The 19,371-nt window shown below is 47.6% G+C and carries 16 protein-coding genes and 1 pseudogene; 2 read left to right on the forward strand and 15 right to left on the reverse strand.

The features are described from left to right. Positions 1 to 28 precede the first annotated feature (28 nt). The 3 genes and pseudogenes from J2T16_RS05555 to J2T16_RS05565 all read right to left on the reverse strand — a co-directional run. Positions 29 to 529: pseudogene (locus J2T16_RS05555) on the reverse strand (GNAT family N-acetyltransferase); the annotation flags it as partial. Then, positions 530 to 988 carry a RidA family protein gene (locus tag J2T16_RS05560; RefSeq protein WP_221791233.1) on the reverse strand — a complete coding sequence of 153 codons (459 nt, stop codon included), beginning with the start codon at positions 986 to 988 and terminating at the stop codon, positions 530 to 532. Between the two features lie 67 nt (positions 989 to 1,055). Further along, complete coding sequence (locus tag J2T16_RS05565; protein ID WP_221791236.1) at positions 1,056 to 1,952, reverse strand: AraC family transcriptional regulator; 897 nt, start codon at positions 1,950 to 1,952, stop codon at positions 1,056 to 1,058. Positions 1,953 to 2,077: 125 nt separating this feature from the next. Between J2T16_RS05565 and J2T16_RS05570 the strand changes: the two genes are divergently transcribed. Both J2T16_RS05570 and J2T16_RS05575 read left to right on the forward strand, forming a co-directional pair. Next, positions 2,078 to 3,367 (forward strand): Gfo/Idh/MocA family oxidoreductase, encoded by a 1,290-nt coding sequence (locus J2T16_RS05570; RefSeq protein WP_090920758.1) that lies wholly within the window; start codon positions 2,078 to 2,080, stop codon positions 3,365 to 3,367. 209 nt (positions 3,368 to 3,576) lie between these two features. Next, positions 3,577 to 4,002 (forward strand): hypothetical protein, encoded by a 426-nt coding sequence (locus J2T16_RS05575; RefSeq protein ID WP_221791238.1) that lies wholly within the window; start codon positions 3,577 to 3,579, stop codon positions 4,000 to 4,002. A 171-nt stretch (positions 4,003 to 4,173) separates the two neighbouring features. On the opposite strand, the gene J2T16_RS05580 is transcribed toward J2T16_RS05575, so the two are convergent. The 12 genes from J2T16_RS05580 to J2T16_RS05635 form a co-directional block, all read right to left on the reverse strand. Continuing rightward, on the reverse strand, positions 4,174 to 7,347 hold the full coding sequence (locus J2T16_RS05580) for a bifunctional cytochrome P450/NADPH--P450 reductase (RefSeq protein ID WP_499017933.1): 3,174 nt from the start codon (positions 7,345 to 7,347) through the stop codon (positions 4,174 to 4,176). 365 nt (positions 7,348 to 7,712) lie between these two features. Beyond that, positions 7,713 to 8,438: a LutC/YkgG family protein gene (locus J2T16_RS05585; protein ID WP_221791240.1), complete on the reverse strand. Its 726-nt coding sequence runs from the start codon at positions 8,436 to 8,438 to the stop codon at positions 7,713 to 7,715. Beyond that, on the reverse strand, positions 8,428 to 9,948 hold the full coding sequence (locus J2T16_RS05590) for a LutB/LldF family L-lactate oxidation iron-sulfur protein (protein ID WP_154958825.1): 1,521 nt from the start codon (positions 9,946 to 9,948) through the stop codon (positions 8,428 to 8,430). The genes J2T16_RS05585 and J2T16_RS05590 overlap by 11 nt, the downstream gene beginning before the upstream one ends. Beyond that, positions 9,945 to 10,673 carry a (Fe-S)-binding protein gene (locus tag J2T16_RS05595; protein WP_090920801.1) on the reverse strand — a complete coding sequence of 243 codons (729 nt, stop codon included), beginning with the start codon at positions 10,671 to 10,673 and terminating at the stop codon, positions 9,945 to 9,947. The genes J2T16_RS05590 and J2T16_RS05595 overlap by 4 nt, the downstream gene beginning before the upstream one ends. A 50-nt stretch (positions 10,674 to 10,723) precedes the next feature. Next, positions 10,724 to 11,485, reverse strand: coding sequence for a DeoR family transcriptional regulator (locus J2T16_RS05600; RefSeq protein ID WP_154958826.1), 762 nt, complete (start codon positions 11,483 to 11,485; stop codon positions 10,724 to 10,726). A 2-nt stretch (positions 11,486 to 11,487) separates the two neighbouring features. After that, positions 11,488 to 12,984, reverse strand: a complete 1,497-nt coding sequence (locus J2T16_RS05605; protein ID WP_499017934.1) for a rhamnulokinase — start codon at positions 12,982 to 12,984, stop codon at positions 11,488 to 11,490. Positions 12,985 to 13,238: 254 nt separating this feature from the next. Next, complete coding sequence (locus J2T16_RS05610; RefSeq protein WP_499017935.1) at positions 13,239 to 13,730, reverse strand: DUF2500 domain-containing protein; 492 nt, start codon at positions 13,728 to 13,730, stop codon at positions 13,239 to 13,241. 123 nt (positions 13,731 to 13,853) lie between these two features. Beyond that, positions 13,854 to 15,656, reverse strand: coding sequence for an oligoendopeptidase F (gene pepF, locus J2T16_RS05615; RefSeq protein WP_221791243.1), 1,803 nt, complete (start codon positions 15,654 to 15,656; stop codon positions 13,854 to 13,856). 220 nt (positions 15,657 to 15,876) lie between these two features. Beyond that, positions 15,877 to 16,251: a winged helix-turn-helix transcriptional regulator gene (locus J2T16_RS05620; protein ID WP_123066688.1), complete on the reverse strand. Its 375-nt coding sequence runs from the start codon at positions 16,249 to 16,251 to the stop codon at positions 15,877 to 15,879. Positions 16,252 to 16,433: 182 nt separating this feature from the next. Next, positions 16,434 to 16,997, reverse strand: coding sequence for a 6-phospho-3-hexuloisomerase (gene hxlB, locus J2T16_RS05625; protein WP_499017936.1), 564 nt, complete (start codon positions 16,995 to 16,997; stop codon positions 16,434 to 16,436). Positions 16,998 to 17,001: 4 nt separating this feature from the next. Then, positions 17,002 to 17,634, reverse strand: a complete 633-nt coding sequence (hxlA, locus tag J2T16_RS05630; RefSeq protein ID WP_090920812.1) for a 3-hexulose-6-phosphate synthase — start codon at positions 17,632 to 17,634, stop codon at positions 17,002 to 17,004. A gap of 633 nt (positions 17,635 to 18,267) precedes the next feature. After that, complete coding sequence (locus J2T16_RS05635; protein ID WP_154886229.1) at positions 18,268 to 19,350, reverse strand: lactonase family protein; 1,083 nt, start codon at positions 19,348 to 19,350, stop codon at positions 18,268 to 18,270. Between the last annotated feature and the right edge of the window lie 21 nt (positions 19,351 to 19,371).

Raw genomic sequence — 19,371 nt, forward strand, 5'->3', positions numbered from 1 at the left:
TATCCCCCTGAGTACGTGTGATTTTTTGCTAATCAAACTCAATGCCTCTGACTTTGGAAAAAATGATCATATCTACCCATGCATCTGTGCGATCTCGTTTTATCCTGCGCAATATTCCTTCTTGTGTGTAACCGAGCCGTTTAGCTACACTGGCACTGCGAACATTTCGGGCATCACAACGAATTTCAAGCCGATTGGCCTGCAGATGTACTATGGCAAACTGTTCGATCCCCCGCACAGCCTCTGTAACCAAACCTTCGCCCGACCGGGAGGTCCGCACCCAGTAACCAATCTCGAAAGAGCGTGCATTCCAGTCCATCCGGTGTAGACCGCTACTGCCCACAAACTCATCTGTAGCTTTATCGCGTAAGTGTAACATGAGGTCACTGCGTTCCAAAAATTGTAGTCTGGCTTTACGTACAGAAGCTTCTGAGTCCTCTAATGTAGGAATGTTCTCTGCAAAAGGTAACCACGGCCGTAGCTCTTCCACACTTTCCCGAATCGCTTCATTAACATCAGCGCCATCACCCTACTCCTCCACCTGAAAGATCGAATCAATAATTAGCGGTAGCTGATCTCTGACAGAAAAGGCCCCGAGAACAGAGCGGGCATGCATTCCCTGTTCTTCTCCAAAAACGTCGATCATCAGATCCGAGAACCCATTCAGCACCTTATGATGCTCCTGGTAGGAAGCAGAAGCGTTGATGAATCCTTGCACTTTAACTACCCTTTTAACCCGATCAAGCGAACCTAGCACGTCACGAACAACCGCGAGCACCTCAAGTCCTGCATTCCGGGCAAAATCATATCCCTGTTCTGTCGTAAATTCCACGCCAAGCTTGCCGCGCTCATCCGTAGCCGGTCCTTTTCCTGATACATACATCATGCCATTTACAATGACAGCATTCGCATATTTCCCCGCAGGAGAACTGGATTGCGGTAGCGTGATTCCTAGTTCCTGTAGTCTGGCTTCGATTATGTTCATCATCAGGCTCCTTCTCTATTTTAGTCATGCATTCGTTGAATTCTTTCCCTACCTCACTATAGTTAACTCATCAGTTTATTGTTGTTTGTGTTTTTTTAATTCCATCCCGTCCATTGTACTCCTGCCTGTACGTCCTTGGCGACATCTGAACCGAGCGTTTGAACATCTTGCCAAAATGCGAAAAATTGCCGAATCCCGCCAGCAAAGCAATATCGGTCACCGACTCTTCACTCTCACGTAGTAACCGCTGGGCCTCCTTCACTCGCAGTAAATTCAGATAATCGCTAAATGTAAAACCCGTCGTTTGTTTGAACAACCTACTTAGATAATGAGGACTAATCCTAAACTTGTCTGCTACCTCCGGCAGCGTAACCGGGTTCTGATAATTTTCATTTAGATAACGGACAACGACCTGAATCTTGGGGTGAAGGACAGGGGCCTGATCATCCGACTGTATACGTGCTAGATGACGGTGACGGTACGTGTGTAGCAACAGCTCCAGCGCACGGTGACGTAGCAGCATTCCACTTCCCTCGTCGGGGTTACGCATTTCTCGGACCATTTCTGCCACAATCTCCTCTGTCACCTTGGCGACCTGAGCGGGGAATCTCACAATCGGTATGTCCCAGCGAAAGGGCTCCGTTAACCCTTCTGTGAGCTCACTCGTGACCGCCATAGCGGCAAACAGTTCAGGTTGCAGATACAGCACAATTCGTTCGTGGTCCGGCATTCCACTTTCCAGTGTTTTGTGCACCGTATTGCGGTCTACAAATACCAAGTCACCTGCTTTGACCAGATACGAACGATCTTTGATAAAATAAATGCGCTCTCCAGAAAGTAAATAATACAACTCATAATGGTCATGAAAATGATCATTAGGCATAGAGTAATATCCGATCCGGCGATCGTATTCCATATGTAATAAATCCGTTGCATCATGATAATCTGCACGAATGGCTTCGGTCATGTCACTCTCTCCTTTTTCACAATTATAGCAAAATATGCGGCGTTTGAAAGCGGTTACGCATAAAATGCGGTGAAAGAAGTGCTCCTTTGTTATACTCTAAACCTACATTCAAGGAGGCGATATATGTGGGGAACAAAAAACGTTATGTATTAGTCGGAACCGGTGGTCGTGCTGAATTTTTCTATGGTGCTTTGACCCGGGATTTTAGCGCTACTTCCGAACTTGTCGGCTTTTGTGATATCAATCAAGTACGTATGAACTATGCGAACAAGCTATTGCGAGAAAAATATAACTATGCTGAGGTGCCTACATACCTGGCAGATCAATTTGACCAGATGATTGAGAACGAGAAGCCCGACTACGTTATCGTGACCAGCGTGGATCGAACTCACCATAAATACATCATTCGAGCAATGGAACTCGGCTGTGACGTTGTTACGGAGAAACCGATGACTATAAATGAAGAGAAATGTCAGGACATTCTGGATGCAGTAAAACGTACCGGACAGAATGTACGCGTGACATTCAACTATCGTTATGCACCGCATCACACGAAAATACGCGAGCTTATTCTGAACGATACCATCGGCAAAGTGACTTCTGTGCATTTCGAATGGCTACTGAATACCCGTCACGGTGCGGACTATTTCCGACGCTGGCACCGGGATAAGCGCAATAGTGGAGGTCTGCTGGTTCACAAATCGACGCATCACTTCGATCTCGTAAACTTTTGGATTGGCTCACAGCCAGATACTGTCTTTGCGTTTGGAGATTTGATGTTCTATGGCAGAGAAAATGCCGAGGATCGCGGGGTTACCCAATTCTACAACCGTGCTACAGGTAATCCGCTCGCACAGGATGATCCATTTGCACTGCATCTGGATTCTGATGATCACCTGAAATCGATGTATCTGGATGCCGAGACTGAAGATGGATACCAGCGTGATCAGAGTGTATTTGGTGAAGGAATCAACATTGAAGATACAATGGGTGTTCTTGTCCAATATCGGAACAAGGCAATCTTGACGTATTCCCTTGTTGCTTATCAGCCGTGGGAAGGTTACCGCATTGCGATCAACGGCACCAAAGGCCGTATCGAAATGAGTATTATCGAACAATCCTACGTCAATTCCCTGGGTGACAAAAGCAAGGAAGGCGCTTTGATTGGCAAAACACTGCGTGTACTTCCGATGTTCGGCTCACCTTATGACGTTGAAGTCGAGGAAAAGGAAGGCGGCCATGGCGGAGGCGACCCTGTACTGCTCAATGACCTGTTCGGCGCACCGTCAGAAGATCCGTTCCATCGTGCAGCCAATCATGTGGATGGCGCCCGCTCGATTTTGACAGGCATTGCAGCCAATCGTGCGATTGCAACAGGCCTTCCAGTTAAAGTGGATACTCTGGTGCAATTCTAATAAAGTGCATGTAAATAGGCATCAGATAGAGACCTTGTATCTCTAATCTGATGCCTTTTCTGATTTTTATTTCATTGCACATTCTATTTCACATCCCATAGTATGTCTCATGTACCTTTCACCTCGGCATCAACATGGGCTGTCAAGTATTCACCTTCCTCCTTGCTCCGTTCATATACTAGGTATAAATGATGAACGGAGGATAAATTATGAGCTGGCAGCATCTTCGTACAGGCAAAACACTCCAGCAACGGTTGGCCCAATTCCAGGGACATCTTGCTGAGCTTAACGCCCCGCGTTCCGGTCTGGAGCCTGGACGCATCCGTCGGGTATTCCCTCGTAATTTTGTCAAAATCAATCATCAATTATTTATTCCGCTTAGCCTGAATTCCATTCGTGTGTTCAACATTCCACGTACACAGCGAGGGATACGGGTTGGCATTCGTACAACATTTCCTTCCCGCAATGCATTCCGAAATATTAGACTGGTTGGCGTTGGACTCAATTATATTGAGGTACAAGGCAAAGGCAGAGTTCCTTCACGTATTCTGTTTCCGCTTTCCAGCGTGGAGTCCATCTATCGCCCTAGCAAGCGAACCTTGAAGCGGAAACGTGGTTGTATTCGTCGTAGATAGATCAGAACGAGCTGAAAGAGCTACCCCAGTTAGATGACTAAACAACAAGCCCATGAGAAAAAAACGGTGAGAATCGGTTGTCTCCGCTTCTCACCGCGAGGCTAGATGCGTACATTGCTACGCATGCTTGCTGTATTTATTCATATCTTAGAACACGTTCGCTCCATCGAATCAAATACCTGTCCAGACATCCTTGGCATAACGACCTTGTTCTTGAAGCTGATTAAGCCAGGCTTCTGCCTCTTCTACAGTCTTACCTTGAGTGTCTGCATAAGCATGTTTTAGCGTTGTTTCCACATCAGGAGCCATTTTACTGCCATCTCCGCAGATGTATAGATGCGCCCCGTTTACCAGCAAAGGAATTAACAGATGTGCATCCTCTTTCATCCGATGTTGCACATAACATTTGTCTTCCCCTTGAATCCTGGAGAAAGCTGTATGAAGCTGTACAAGCCCCTCCTGCTCTGCCATTTCCAGCTCGTTTTTGTACAAATAATCATGCTCCGGATTGCGGCAGCCAAAATACAGATGCGCTTCACCAACTGGCTCGCCTCGTTCCTTCATCACATGTCTCGCTTGCAAGAAACCACGGAATGGAGCTACCCCTGTTCCCGGACCCACCATAACGATCGGCACGTCTGATCTTTCAGGCAATTGGAAGCCGGATTCCGGTGTACGGACAAACATCACAACCTCGTCACCAGTCTTCAGATCAGCCAGATAATTGGAAGCAATGCCTTTATATATCCCTTTTCCACTCCAGGCAGATGCCTTTACGACACTTACCGTTATGCTCGCTTGCGCTGCTTGTACCCGTGGTGAGCTGGATATGGAATAGTATCTGGCCTTCAACGAAGGCAATAATGCAAGAAAACGTTCAAATGGCAATTCACATGCTTCATATTTCTCCAGATAGTCCAGCATGGTTATCCGTTTGCCACGAACTTCCTTCATATATGATGTCTCATCCAAGAGCGCTTCAAGTTCCTTCTTGTGTGGAGGGCAGACCGTATATGCAGCGAGTTCCCTTAATTGCGCACGTGTTGCGGCCTCTTGCAATTCCACACTGTGGCTGAGCAGATCGTACAAGTTCACTGGCCGTTGCAATGGCAGATGCGCCGCGCTTCTCCCCGATGCATCCAGTACCAGATGCTCTGTTCCGGTGAAACCGTAACGACGCAGCACACGCTCCACAAGCTCTGGTGGATTTTGCGGCAGAACGCCAAGATGGTCACCTTCCTTATAAGTGATGCCCTCCGGCAGCTTAATCTCCAGATGTCTTGTGCTTCGCTCGCTCCCTTCATCATGAAGCTCCCGATTCTCCAGCACGGTTGCAACATGAGCTTCATAGGTTTCAACCAGCGGAGTAACCGCTCTGCCACTAACAAATTGTACCGACAGGGAGCTGTGTTCACTTTTTGATCCCGTATTCAGATTCAGTTCCAGCGTTCGTGCAAGATCAGGCCATAACTGTTCCGTCCAATCCTCGACCTGCTTCTCGAAATCCCCGCTGGCATCTGACTCTCCCAGAGAGGATAAACGCTTGGCTCCCCGTGAGGAGAGTTGTTCATCAATCAAACGTGGAATTCGCTGATACGTGCTAGCCCAGTTGTGATCACCGCATCCAAGAACCGTATATTTTACGCCCTCGAATTCCTTCTGATCTGCATGCTGAATCCACTCTACAAACGTTCTGGCATTGCTTGGCGGCTGACCATTATACGATGCGCTGACAATGATGACAGCTCCTTCTTTAGGCAGCCTACCGACGCGATCATCCAGCGCAGCCACTTCACTGCGGAAACCTTGGTGTCTCGCGGTATCCGCTATTTCGCGAGCGATCCCTTCAGCCGTCCCGAGATTCGAACCGTAGAGTACAAGCAAGGGAGTATCGTGTGCTTCTACAGCACCTTGTTCATCCTTTTTCACTGTGTTAGCAGGCTCTTGTATAGCCACACCAGGTACAGCCATCACAGGCTGACCTCCGCGCGCACGTACACGAATGATGAATTGATCGGGTTTGAGTGTCAATGTCTCTTTGACTTTTAACCGATAATTCATATGATCGATGAAGTCAAAATGTTTCAGGACCATGCCCAGCACAAGCGTCGCTTCCTGAAGCGCAAACTGCTGACCAATACATGCGCGTTGACCGTTGCCAAACGGTTTGTACGCGTTATGCGGTACTTTGCTTGGGTCTTCGAAACGTTCAGGGCGAAACTCCTCTACATCATCCCCCCATGCCTCACGGTCACGGTGCAACTTGGGAATGAGCACGCTGACACTGTCCCCTTTTTGAAGCGGGTATTGTCCGCCGAGCATTGTATCTTCTTTTGCATATAACGAAAATGCTGGCGCGGTTGGCCACAATCGAAGTGCTTCACTCAGTACCATACGTATATATTTCAATTGACGAACCTGATTGTACGTTGGCACCGGGTCTTTCAGAATCGCATCTGCTTCCGCCTGAGCTTTTGCGAGCTTATCCGGGTTTTTCATCAGGTAGTACACGGCAAACGATAATAAACCACTCGTCGTTTCATGCCCTGCAATTAGAAATGTAATAATCTGATACCGGATATTTTCATCATCCAGCGTTTCGCCTGTCTCCGGGTCCTTGCCGCTAAGCATATGAGAGAGCAGATCATCTGCCCCTTCCTGAGGCTGCGCTTTACGCTCTGCAATGATGTGATCCACTAGCGAGAACATGGAACGGATATCCTGTTCGAATTGTTTCTTTTTACTGATCATCAATTTGTCCTGCAAACGCAGACGTTGCAACGAACTCATGGATTCATCCAATGCACGTACCATGCTTGTAATGAATGGATGTGGCTCTTCGCGGTAGAAGCTGTTAAAGCGATAGTTAAACCCACATAAACCAATGGTGTCTAACGTCAAACGAGTCATATCATCCGGCACATTCACCGTTTCATCGGGATTAAGTCTGGACCACTTCTGCACAAGTTGCACGGCAAGATCCACCATTTTGTTATGATAACCCTGCATAGCACGTTGACTAAAACTTGGAAGCAACACATTATGTGCCTTTTTCCAGTTCGGCTCGTCCGTCCAGCTGGTAAAGAGTCCATCTCCGGCAAAAGCACGTACCTTCGCAAGCGGGGCCCATACTCTTTTATCAAATTTGGACTCATCCGTCACTTCGGCTACATATTTCTCACTTGAAATATAAAGCTCACTTCGTCCAGGGTAATCCATGCGAAAAATAGGCCCATACTCGCCTGCCAGCTTAACCAAGGACTGGGTCGGCTCATCAAAATTCAACTGGGGCAGATTGCCCAGTGGACCGTACGTTTTGGGCTGAGGCACTGAAATGGATGACATAGCTCTCACTCCTTCTTTCTCTCCAAATGTAAATAATGAGTCCTGAAGCATAGTGCGTTGAATCAGATTTCAGTTGAATCCATCTTTTATTCACGTGTGTGTAGTGTGTAATATGTCATACCCAAAACCAACTGACCAGAATCGTAATTCGGTCAATTCCGAGTAAAAAAAATGGGCATTTCTCTATGTCTATCTTTACCATATCATTTCCAGTTACAATCTTCAACTGCCCTAAAGTCTCAGTTTCTCACCCCGGCATTCCCGCTTCTCTAAAAACAAAAACTGTCCTCAGCAGACATTCCACCTTAAGGACAGTTCTATATTAACAGTTGCTTCACGTTTCAGGCGGGCTAGAGATCAGCTGGCTAACCGACAATTAAACCATACACAATCCCTGGGCCATGAACTCCGATGGTTAAATCATTTTCGATATCGGAAGATCGGCTGGGACCCGAAATAAAATGAATGCCTGCTGGTAGCTGCGCTCTTCCTGCTTCGTCAAAACGGTTCAGTGTCTCTCCAAGCCTTGTATGCAGCCGTTCAAGCGGAATAATCAGAATCAGCACGGTCGGCAGTAGGCTGACTGAACGTCCTTTCTCCGGGGAAGAGAGGACAGTGACTGAGCCAGTGTACGCTGTGGCATAATCCGCCATGACTACACCGATATCCGCTTCGGCTGCTCGGGCTCGCCAGTCTACGTCCGGAGCACTGTTCCAAACAGATACTTGTACATTGGGAAGCTGTTCCTCCAGTCCCAGATCCGTAAGAGCTTGCTCATTCTGGCGAATTAGATATTTAGCGTTTAATTCATGTGCTTTATTGCCTATAAACCCTGCTACTTCTTCCATATTTGACATTCGAGCAATATGAGCACCGACGCTAACAAAGTTATCCGTAAACGCCTGTATTCGCTGTTCCTCATCCCATTCCAGTTCATTCCAGAAGTCCGGGGAACCTCGAAAAGCATGGATCGGTGCATGAAGCTGTCTAGGTCTTTTCAACTTGGTGGCGATATCGTCCATGAACTTCTCCTGTCTACGCCTTGACTTTTCCTCCATGGATGCAAGCCATTGCTGATGTTCACTTCCCATGCTTCGAACCTCCCTCTCCGCGATCACGCACAATCTGTTGCATACGCTCTCGTACAGATGTATCCATAGCAGTATGTTGCTGCTGATTCAACTCTTGATCCAGACTGTTCCACTGTTGTCGGAAGGACTTTTTCGCGAGACTGGGGGCTACTCTATACGTATTCCAGCCTTTAAGCGGGCCAAGCTTCAGTGAAATACCATTATTGCGCACAACTGCTTTTTGTCCGATCTGTCCGAGCCGAATAGCAAGAGCGAAACGTTTGGAGTTTGCCGCAACCGCCGCAAAGCCCTTCATGCCCATCGTTTCCAGCTTATTTCCATGTCCGTCTTCCACCTTACGTCTCCGTAAATATACAAGCATGTCATGCAGTGGAATCTTGACGGGACAAGCTTCATAACAAGCACCGCACAGACTTGAGGCGCTCGCAATATCGTTCCACTCCTCAATGTTACCGTTTAATGCAGGAGTCAGCACCGCCCCAATCGGTCCACTGTAGGTTCCACCGTAAGCATGACCGCCAATGTGCCGATATACCGGACAAGCGTTAAGGCATGCCCCGCAGCGAATACAGTTAAGTAGTTCCTGGAACTCGGGATCTCCGAGTTGTAAAGATCGTCCATTATCTACGATAATGATATGCATCTCATCCGGACCATCTGCATCTGCCGAGCGACGAGGACCTGTAATGCCTGACATGTACATCGTGAGCTTTTGTCCAGTGGCAGAGCGTGGCAGCAAGGTTGCCATGACTTCAAGATCTGCCCATGACGGAATGATGCGCTCCATGCCCATAAGTGTAATCTGTGTTTTTGGCACGGTAGATACCATACGGGCATTGCCTTCATTTTCAAATAAAACCATCGAACCGGTCTCCGCAATCGCAAAATTGCAACCTGTCAGACCAATATCAGCCTCCAAAAATTTCTCGCGCAGCTTTTTGCGGACGAATCCGGCAAGGACCGTCGTATCTGGTTCCAGTACCTCTCCGGCTTCCTTGGATAATAACTCCGCAATTTGGTATCTGTTTTTATGAATGGCCGGTATAACGATGTGGGACGGCGCTTCACCCGCCAGCTGTATAATGTATTCGCCAAGATCGGTTTCAATGGCTTCTATGCCTGCCGATTCCAACACATGGTTCAGATGTACTTCCTCGGACACCATGGATTTGGATTTCACCACACTTGTAGCTTGCTTGTGGGCGGCAATATCAAGGGCAATGGAAGCCGCTTCCGCTGAAGTATCTGCAAAATGAATATGCACTCCGTTCGCACGGGCGTTGTTCACGAACTCATTCAAGTAATAATCGAGATGTGCGATTGTATGCAACCGAATCTGGCGTCCACGCTCCCGCCATTCTTCCCAGTTGCCGTGCTCTTCCGACGCAGCTTTCTTGCCATTCCGCAAACGTTCTGTTGTGAACTTGACCGCTTTACGGAGAAAATCATCATTCAGTGCCAAACCCGCACGGGATTTGACCGTTTCATCCATAACACCAGGTTGGCTCATCGTGTCTGCACCCCCTCATATAAAAGTTCAGCCAGATGCATCACTCGCACAGGTTCATTTCGGTGCCGCAGATTGCCCGCAATATTCATCAGACAAGCCATGTCTAGCCCAACGAGAACTTCGGCTTGTGTTTCTTTCACATGATCCACCTTCTCGGTCACCATCGCCCCGGAAATATCCGACATTTTAATCGCAAACGTACCTCCGAATCCGCAGCAATCCTCTGCATGAGGTAATGGAACGAGTTCAAGCCCTTTCACGTTGGACAGCAAGGCCAGCGGTTCGTCCTTCACCCCAAGCAGACGACTGCCATGGCAAGACGGGTGGTAGGTTACTTTATGCGGAAAATGTGCACCGAGATCTGTTATTCCTAACACCTGTACTAGAAATTGTGTGAACTCGTAAGCCTTGGCCTCAAGCCGTTTCGCTTTATCCAGCCATTCTGGATCATCTGCAAACAGCTCCGGATAATGATGAATCATATATGTGCATGAACCTGACGGACAGACCACAAAATCACTGTCATCAAACGCTTCTAATATCGTCTTGGCAGCTACCCGGGTCTCATCCCAATATCCACTGTTATACGAGGGCTGACCACAACAGGTCTGAACCTGCGGAAATTCCAGCCGAATGCCATGTGCGGCCAGCAATCGAACCATTGCCTCTCCCACTCGGGGGTATATGGCATCACTGAGACAGGTTATAAACAAGGAGACTTTCATCATTACACACTCCAATAAACAAATTATTTCATGTCAACGCCTGATTATCGTTACACTGTGCGAATCAGCAATTGGTAGTTACTGCACAAGGAAATCTGCTCTTCGGTCAAGGGTTGATCCGTAATAATCGTGTGCACCTCATCCAGTCCGGTCACACGAGCGAAAGCCCTCAGGCCAAACTTGCTCGCATCAGCCAGCAGGATCACCTGATCTGCAATACCTACCATCTTCTGTTTTAATCTGGCTTGAAGCTCATTGGATTCACTGATGCTGCCGCTTTCAAGATGCACGCCCTTGCAGGACAAAAAAAGTTTGTCCACATGATACGTTTCGAGAGAACGCTCCGCCAGTGGTCCAACAAAGGATAAGGAGCGGGCAGCCAGTTGCCCTCCAGTAGAAATCACCTCGATGTTGTCCCGACTGCTGAGTTCGGTGGCAACTTGAATCGAGTTGGTCAGCACCGTTAACGGCATATCCGGCATGTTCGCCGCCATATAACCTGCCGTTGTACTGGCATCCAGCAAAATGCGATCTCCCGGCACGATTAGCGCCAATGCCGCATCAGCAATCCGTTTCTTCTCCATTGCATGTGTCGTTTCCCGTATTCGGTAAGGAATCTCCGGCTGATCCTCCTTGACACTCACCGCTCCGCCGTGTGATCGGCGCAGCCGACCAGCCTGTTCTAACCGATCCAGATCACGGCGGATTGTTTCTTCGGTTACCCGGCAACGTTCACTAAGCTCAGATACTCGCATGCTGCCCTTAATATTGACTAACTCTACAATCCGGTCATATCGTTCTGCCGCGAGCATGCCTACACCTCACTCCCGGTTTCTGTATCCGGCGACAAGGCCGTTATTCGCAAAAATCGTTCATAGGCTTCTGCCCAAGCCGACCTGTCTTGCGGTTCATATTCCTTTACCGGGAATGAATCGCGAATAGCCCGGCGCGCTTCCCAAATATCCTTAAACGTTCCGCTCGCGATCCATTGCACAGCCATATTGCCGATTGCACTTCCCTCAGCTGGCCCTGCCCATACAGGCTTGCCGATAGAGTTCGCTGTCCACTGGCATAATAACTCATTCTGAATACCGCCGCCCACCATATGCAGTCCGCCGAATGTTTTCTCTGAGAGTTGCTCTGTCCATTCCAGCACCCTTCTATACTTCAAGGCAAGACTCTCCAGAATGGCCCTGGCTATACTGCCCTGATCCTCTGGCACACGCTGTCCTGTCTTCTGGCAATATTGACGAATGCGTTCCGTCATATTGCCTGCAGGCAGAAACAACACATCATCCGGGTCAAAAAGGCTTGCAAACGCGGGAGCTATCTCAGCCTTCGCGAGTAATGAGCCATAGCTGATCCCTTGCCCTTCCCGTTCCCATTGCCGCATGCATTCCTGTAAGATCCAAAGACCCATAATGTTTTTGAGCAGGCGATATGTGCCACCTGCACCGCCTTCATTCGTAAAGTTCAGTTCCATACTCTCTGCACTGATGACGGGCTGATCCAGTTCAGTGCCCATAAGGGACCACGTTCCACAGCTTAGATAAGCAAAGCTTGTTTCCGTGGCTGGAACCGCTACCACAGCCGAACCGGTATCATGCTCTGCTACAGCCAGGATGGGAATCGACGCAAGTCCGATATCATTACATATACTGCTGCGTAATTGTCCAACAGTACTCCCCGGTAGGACTACATCCCCGAACCATTGGTCAGAAACACCAATATGAGCGAGAAGTTCACGATCCCACTGTCCAAGTACAGGATTGTATAACTGTGTTGTTGTAGCGTTGGTGAACTCATTTACCGCTTCTCCAGTAAGAAAATACCTTAGTAAATCAGGGATCATTAGAAAACGCTCCGCTTCGCGCAGCAATGGAGAAGCACTCCGCTTAAGTGCCGCGAGTTGATACAATGTATTAAATGGTAGAAACTGTATCCCTGTCCGCTCGAAAACTCGCTTAGCCGTTAACTCCTGACAAACCGTATCCATCACACCGTTGAACTGTGTGTCACGATAATGATAGGGATTACCAAGTAGTTCGCCGTTGCTACCAAGCAAACCAAAATCTACGCCCCAAGAATCGATGCCCAAACTCTCCGGCACTTCACCTTGCTGTTTTATAAGCGTCAAGCCCTGCAGTATTTCATGATGTAGCCGCAAAATATCCCAGTGCATCCGGTCACCAATCTTCACGGGTTCGTTTTTGAACCGGTGAATTTCACGGGTTTCGATCCCTCGATCATTCAGATGACCGAGTATCGCTCTGCCGCTTCCTGCACCCAAATCATAAGCCAGCACACTCACTGCTCTCCCGCCTTTCTGTTATTATTGTCTTCATATTCGCTATTATCTTTATTTAACGGCCAAAAAACTGTTTGTTTATCTTTGTTTTATACTGTTTTGTTTTATTTTACGAGTATACCATCATTGTAAACGTTTGAATACCCATGAATTCGCTTTCCTCATTACAAACAAAAAACGACTCACTCCCTTTAGGGAGGAGCCGTAGCTTTATTTTTTTACACATAAGACTGTCCACTCTCCACCCCGGATACGGATTACCCGAATTGAGGCTGGATATCTCGTTCAAAATGTTTAAAACGTGTCCCCTGATAGGTTAACATGCCCCGATCCTGCTCCACCAGCATGCCGTACATTTGACCACCCACATTGAATTCCAGGCGCTCCTCATTGTCGAACTCAAAGGTTGTGTAATAACTCGTAGTCGCACTACTATCCCCACTTCCACCACTGACCTCCGTTCGTTTTGTAACGACTCTGGAATGTAAGGTAAGGACAGCTGCAGCATTGTTGGAAGACCAGGTTCGCACACCTGAGAAGATGGCATATACGATGCAGCCTGCCACAACCAGAAACACGATGCCGATCAAAATAGGAACGATCGTGCCCATTGCTCCAAGCTCGCTGAACCCAGAAAAAAAACCACTCTGATTGCCTTCAAACCCCGGCACGCCACTCATATCATCGAATCCACCAAAGCCATCTACACTTAAATGGCCTACTGACGAAAATATGCCCGTAACCGCCATAACGCATCGATCCTTTCCCCACGCAAAATAACACCTTTTCTTTTTTCCTTCTTTCTCCCGTTCACATCGTGATACATTGGCAGACAACCCGCTCTGCCTTGTCCCTATACTATATGAGCCGAATCAGGAATACAGACGTTCAAGTTCGTCCACAAGACTGCCGACATAAGCCACTGCAGTGCGGATTGGTTCAGGACCGGACATATCAACACCTGCAAGCTTCATCAATTCCTGCGGTGCGAGACTGCCCCCGGATTTGAGCGCTTCAAGCCAGCGTTCCACGGCGGGTTGCCCTTCCTCTCTAATCTTCTGTGCAGCTGCTGTTGACGCCGTTAAACCTGCTGCATACGTGTACGGATACAAGCCCATATAATAATGCGGCTGTCTCATCCACGTCAGCTTGGCACCTTCGTCCACTACCAGTTCCGGCCCCCAGAATTCGGAAAGGATCACACCTTTTAGCTCACTTAACGTCTTTGCAGTAATTGGCTTATCGTTCGACGCGAGTGCATACACCCTACGCTGTAGTTCGCCTTCCAGCAGATGTGTAACAAAGTTATGATAGTACGTATTCAGCAATTGCAAAATCACCCAACGTCGCATTCTCGGATTTTCAGAACGATTCAACAGATGATCCGCCAGCAACATTTCGTTCATTGTCGAAGGTGCTTCTATAAAATAAAGAGACGGCCGCGTATTCGTAAGCCTCTGATATTTGCCAGCTAGCATAAAATGGCCCGCATGCCCCACTTCATGCGCCAGTGTAAACGCTCCGCGCATGTTATTCGCCCAAGAGATTAAGATGTAGGAGTGCGCGCCATAGATGGAGGAACAGAACGCTCCAGTCGATTTACCTGCATTGTCCGCGTAATCTACCCAGCGATCATTAAAGGCTCGTTCAACAATCTCCCCATATTCCGGTCCCAGTACATCCAGTGCCTCACGGATCAACGTGCACGCTTCATCATAGGTAATCGCCGGACTGAATTCGGCATCCAGCGGAGCCTTGAGATCACAGAACATCAGCTTGTCGAGTCCGAGCTCACGTTTTTTTAGCGCAGCCAATCTGCGCATATGCGGCGCTAGCTCTTTTTGAATAATATCAAGAACATTATTGTACATTTCCTTGCTCACTTGCTGTGGAGCTAATAACATGTCCGTCACGTCTTCATATCCACGTAGACGGGATAACACCACTTGTTTTTTGACCTCAGCAGCATATCCTTCAGCAAAGGTATTTTTGTATTGATTCAACGTTTCACTAAAAGAGGCATAAGCGGAACGACGCAGCTTGGTATCCGGTGACATCTCGTAATTATTTTCGTAAAAAGACCACGATAATGGACGTGCTTGATCCTCACCATCAAATACCTCATCAAAGGTCATATCCGCCAACTTGCCACGTTGATAGATTCGATAGGGGGAATCCAGCACTTCACCAAGTGAAGCAAGCACTTTCTCGGTTTCAGGCGAGAGTCGATGAGCTTTTTCTTCAATAAGTCTCTCCAGGCTACGCTTGTACGGTTCGAGACCCGGTAGTTCACTCAAATACTTCTCAATCGTGCCTTCTGGCAGCGAAACAATCTCGGAGTTGACAAATGACAGACTGGACGACAAGTTAGACAGAATATCACCAGCTTTTGCCGCGTTCTCGATATTCACCGGATTCGTGCTGTCCTCGGATTGTTTTAAGCGCGCATACGCTGCCGTTTTACCGATTCGTTCCTGCAAAGCTTCACGAGCATCAAGACAAGCGAGCAATTGCCCCGCACTTTGACCCAGGGTACCTTTGAATGTTTCAATATTAGAAGCAGCATCCGGTAGAGATAGAAGTTCCTGTTCCCACTGCGCATCGGTCGCAAATAAATCACGCAAATCCCAGGTTGTTTCTTCCAAAACCTCGGAACGTATATGTATCTTATCCATTTTGATTGTCATCCTCCTTGCATTTCCAATATCTCTCATCGTACCATACTCTGCCAATCGATACATGACATCTCCTGATTATGAGACTTTTGGTTTAAATCTGCAGAAATCAATCCGGCTGGAAAAGTAAAAAAACGTCAAGCACCGGAAGTGTCCAGTGTACTTGACGTTTGATTAATCGATCATTCATTTCTGATTCTTATAGATATTCAATGGTGTACTATAAGATATTCAATTCATCCGCTTTCCAGATGACATTCTCACCGTAGTTTTTACCCCAGTTATACATCGCATGTAACACCGGCATTAGACTCTGCCCATGATCCGTTAGTGAATATTCGACTCGGGGCGGAACTTCGGCGTACACTTTGCGTTCCACCAGTTTGTCCTCCTCCAGCTCCCGTAGCTGGTTGGTCAGCATCTTTTGCGTGATATGGGGGATCAGACGTTTCAACTCACTGAAACGTTTGGTGCCCTCCAGACCCAAATGCCACAATATAATCAGCTTCCACTTGCCGCCAATCACCGCCAGCGTTAATTCCTTTTCACAGTTGATTTCTTTTAAATTAATGCGTTCTTTGACTTCGGACGCCATGGCTCCAAGCCCCCCTTTATCTCGTACGATATCAAACTCTAATACTTCATTTTACTACAGTACGGATCGAATGCAAAGTTCGCTCATCTTTTTCACAGAAAAGACCGCAATCCTTGCAATAGCACAGGACTCCGGTCTACTTCATTTTTAGCTATATTAAACGCGTGAGCACTTCAATCGAACTACTCCAGATTCGCGTGCCGGCTGAACATATCTGCACCGGTCATGCCCTTCATCTCCATCATGGTGAGGATCAACGCATCCATGCTGAGCAACAAGGATTGTTCAAACAAGGAACCCATAGGCTGAATGGTAACATCCGCTCCGGCTCCCGCCGCATCCTCTTTTGCAGAGGCAGGTAGCCGAACGACCACTTGTGCCAGCTGTGCAATTGTGGAATCCGGCTTAATTGTGATTAAGCCTACAGGTGCACCCGCTTGATTCGCCTTTCTTGCCATGGCAACCAGCCCGCCTGTCTCTCCAGAACCAGAGCATAACAGCAGGAAATCTGATGAGCTGATCCCTGGCGTCACCGTCTCGCCTACGACATAAACGGTAAGTCCCATCTGCATCATTCGCATCGCGAATGCTTTTCCCATGAGACCTGAACGACCCGCGCCAGCTACAAAAATGCGTTCCGCTGCTAACACCTGCTCGGCCATTGCCTGCATCTCGGTATCATCAAGCTGGCTTAACGTGCGTTCCAGTTCCTTCAGGATATCTGCGGCGTATTGTTTGCTGCTCATCAGCTTACCCTTGCTGAACAAGGCGCTGCATTTCGGATGCTACAGCTGCTTTATCTGCTTGCCCTGTAATACCGCCACCAACGATGACCAAGTCAGGTTGTGCTTTCACAACTTCTGGCAATGTGTCCAATTTGATACCACCAGCAACCGCAGTTTTTGCATTTTTCACTGCACCTTTGATCGTTTGCAGGTCTTCGAAAGGACTTTGTCCAACTGCTTGCAGGTCATACCCGGTATGAACACAGATGTAGTCTACGCCCAGAGCGTCAACTTCACGCGCACGTTGTTCCAGGTTAGGCACGTTGATCATGTCCACGAGAACTTCTTTGTTTTGTTTTTTCGCTTCTTCAACAGCGCCTTTGATCGTCATATCGTTACTTGCACCCAGAACGGTAATCAAGTCTGCACCCGCTTCAGCTGCTTTCATGATTTCATATCCGCCAGCGTCCATAATTTTCAGGTCCGCAAGAACTTGCAGGTTAGGATAAGCTTCCTTCATTGCTTTTACAGCATGCAATCCTTCATTGATAATAATCGGTGTGCCGATCTCAACGATATCAATATATTGTTCTACTTCTTTAACCAATGCGATACCTTCCGGGATGTTAACCAAATCAAGTGCGAGTTGTAATTTCATGTTTTATGTCTCCTTTGTATTTGAGGTTGATTAATGATGCTGTATAAGTTGAAATAAAGATTTACACAGTCCACTCCGATGACAGAAGAACCTTCCAATCGCTGTTATCCCCAGATTTTTTTGATTCCCTTTTCCAAAGGGAAAAATCCGGTGATAAAGGCGAACGCTTCGCTTTACCAGGTTTTTTCTGTCCTCTCCGTTAACGTGTAAAAAATAGTTCAACTTATATAGATCCAAATGTTTATTTTTACCGCCAATGATCCGTTGCTGAGGCCAGCATCTCGTAATGGTGGTTGCTAGTTCATTGTAGAGCCTGACTATCCATTCAGGAAGTACGCACTTTCAAGTGAGGTAGTTACTTGGACGAAACTAATGAATATTTGACGTTGTTATACGAATCATCTTTTGATATACATCTATCTTTATCTATTCTACAGTCAGTGCTATTTACGAACAGCGTTTTGTTTGTACAACATCAATGATGTATGTTTCTTACAATGGATGTTATTCACTTTTCATAAAGTCTTTTATCAAAAAGAAAAAGAAGAACCCTGTCTTTTCAGGCAGGATTCTTCTTGATTTTTCATAGCAGCATAAGCGCTGTATGTTCCTATCTATTTATCCATCGACCTCTTACAGATATACGGGTTTCACACATACCGGCTTGGACACACCTGTACTGTGACCTGTGTATTTCAAGCGGCCGCTCTCCTGATCCACTGTAAAGGTAACCATGTTGTTTGTATCACGGTTAGCCGCAATCAGCAGTTTACCATTCGGTGTCAATGCGAAATGACGCGGGTGCTGTCCTTCTGCGGAGACATGCTCTACCAGGGTCAGATGACCTTTGTCTGCATCTACTGCAAATACGACGATGCTGTCATGTCCACGGTTGGAACCATATACAAAACGGCCATCGTTCGAAACCGTAATCTCAGCAGTAGTATTCTCAGCGCCGTCATAGCCGTCAGGAAGCGTTGAAATATTGGAGATTTCAGTGAGCGTACCCGCAGCTGCATCATACTTGTAAGATGTGACAGACGAATCCACTTCGTTGATCACATATGCAAACTGACCATTCGGATGGAAGGCCAAGTGGCGTGGTCCTGCGCCCGGATGAGTTTTCGTTTCACTGTGAAGCACCAGTTCATTGGTGTCTGCGTTAATGGAGTAGATCGCAATTTTATCTGCGCCCAAATCCTGTACCATCATATATTTACCATCCGGGCTGAAGAATGCCGAGTGCACATGTGGCTTGTCCTGACGCTCAGGATGTGCCCCGTGTCCTTCATGTTTCTTCTCGTCCAGAAGTGCTCCAACTTCACCATTGTCTGTAAGGGCTTGAAGTCCTACCAATCCACCGTGATAGCTGGACAGGATCAAATATTTACCGGAAGGGTCACGCTGAATGTGGCATGGCGGAGCAGAGATGGAGTCTTTGCGATTGAGCAAAGTCAATTTACCCGTCGCAGGATCTACACTCAGTGCTACCGCTTCAGACATTTTATTGCCCTCAGCAGACGCCGTTTCACCAATCGCATATAGCTTGTTTGCTTGCGCATCCACGTTAACAAACGTCGGGTTTTTCACGCCCGCAATGCCGTCCAGCTTCGCCAGACTGCCTGTATCCTCATTTAATTCATATGCGTAAATGCCCTCATTTTCCGCTTCGGCATAAGAGCCGACTAGTACGAGCAAGCGTTTTGATTCACTCATTACAGTTTCCTCCTCTATGTG

Origin of the sequence: Paenibacillus intestini (genome assembly GCF_030803945.1) — a bacterium.
In the GTDB taxonomy this organism is placed as follows: domain Bacteria; phylum Bacillota; class Bacilli; order Paenibacillales; family Paenibacillaceae; genus Paenibacillus; species Paenibacillus polysaccharolyticus.

Bases quoted from the DNA above. Each gene is read 5' to 3' on its own strand.
- J2T16_RS05560 (WP_221791233.1), bottom strand. From the start codon at position 988: ATGATGAACATAATCGAAGCCAGACTACAGGAACTAGGAATCACGCTA.
- J2T16_RS05565 (WP_221791236.1), bottom strand. From the start codon at position 1,952: ATGACCGAAGCCATTCGTGCAGATTATCATGATGCAACGGATTTATTA.
- J2T16_RS05575 (WP_221791238.1), top strand. From the start codon at position 3,577: ATGAGCTGGCAGCATCTTCGTACAGGCAAAACACTCCAGCAACGGTTG.
- J2T16_RS05580 (WP_499017933.1), bottom strand. From the start codon at position 7,347: ATGTCATCCATTTCAGTGCCTCAGCCCAAAACGTACGGTCCACTGGGC.
- J2T16_RS05585 (WP_221791240.1), bottom strand. From the start codon at position 8,438: ATGGGAAGTGAACATCAGCAATGGCTTGCATCCATGGAGGAAAAGTCA.
- J2T16_RS05590 (WP_154958825.1), bottom strand. From the start codon at position 9,948: ATGAGCCAACCTGGTGTTATGGATGAAACGGTCAAATCCCGTGCGGGT.
- J2T16_RS05595 (WP_090920801.1), bottom strand. From the start codon at position 10,673: ATGAAAGTCTCCTTGTTTATAACCTGTCTCAGTGATGCCATATACCCC.
- J2T16_RS05600 (WP_154958826.1), bottom strand. From the start codon at position 11,485: ATGCTCGCGGCAGAACGATATGACCGGATTGTAGAGTTAGTCAATATT.
- J2T16_RS05610 (WP_499017935.1), bottom strand. From the start codon at position 13,730: ATGGCGGTTACGGGCATATTTTCGTCAGTAGGCCATTTAAGTGTAGAT.
- pepF (WP_221791243.1), bottom strand. From the start codon at position 15,656: ATGGATAAGATACATATACGTTCCGAGGTTTTGGAAGAAACAACCTGG.
- J2T16_RS05620 (WP_123066688.1), bottom strand. From the start codon at position 16,251: ATGGCGTCCGAAGTCAAAGAACGCATTAATTTAAAAGAAATCAACTGT.
- hxlB (WP_499017936.1), bottom strand. From the start codon at position 16,997: ATGAGCAGCAAACAATACGCCGCAGATATCCTGAAGGAACTGGAACGC.
- hxlA (WP_090920812.1), bottom strand. From the start codon at position 17,634: ATGAAATTACAACTCGCACTTGATTTGGTTAACATCCCGGAAGGTATC.
- J2T16_RS05635 (WP_154886229.1), bottom strand. From the start codon at position 19,350: ATGAGTGAATCAAAACGCTTGCTCGTACTAGTCGGCTCTTATGCCGAA.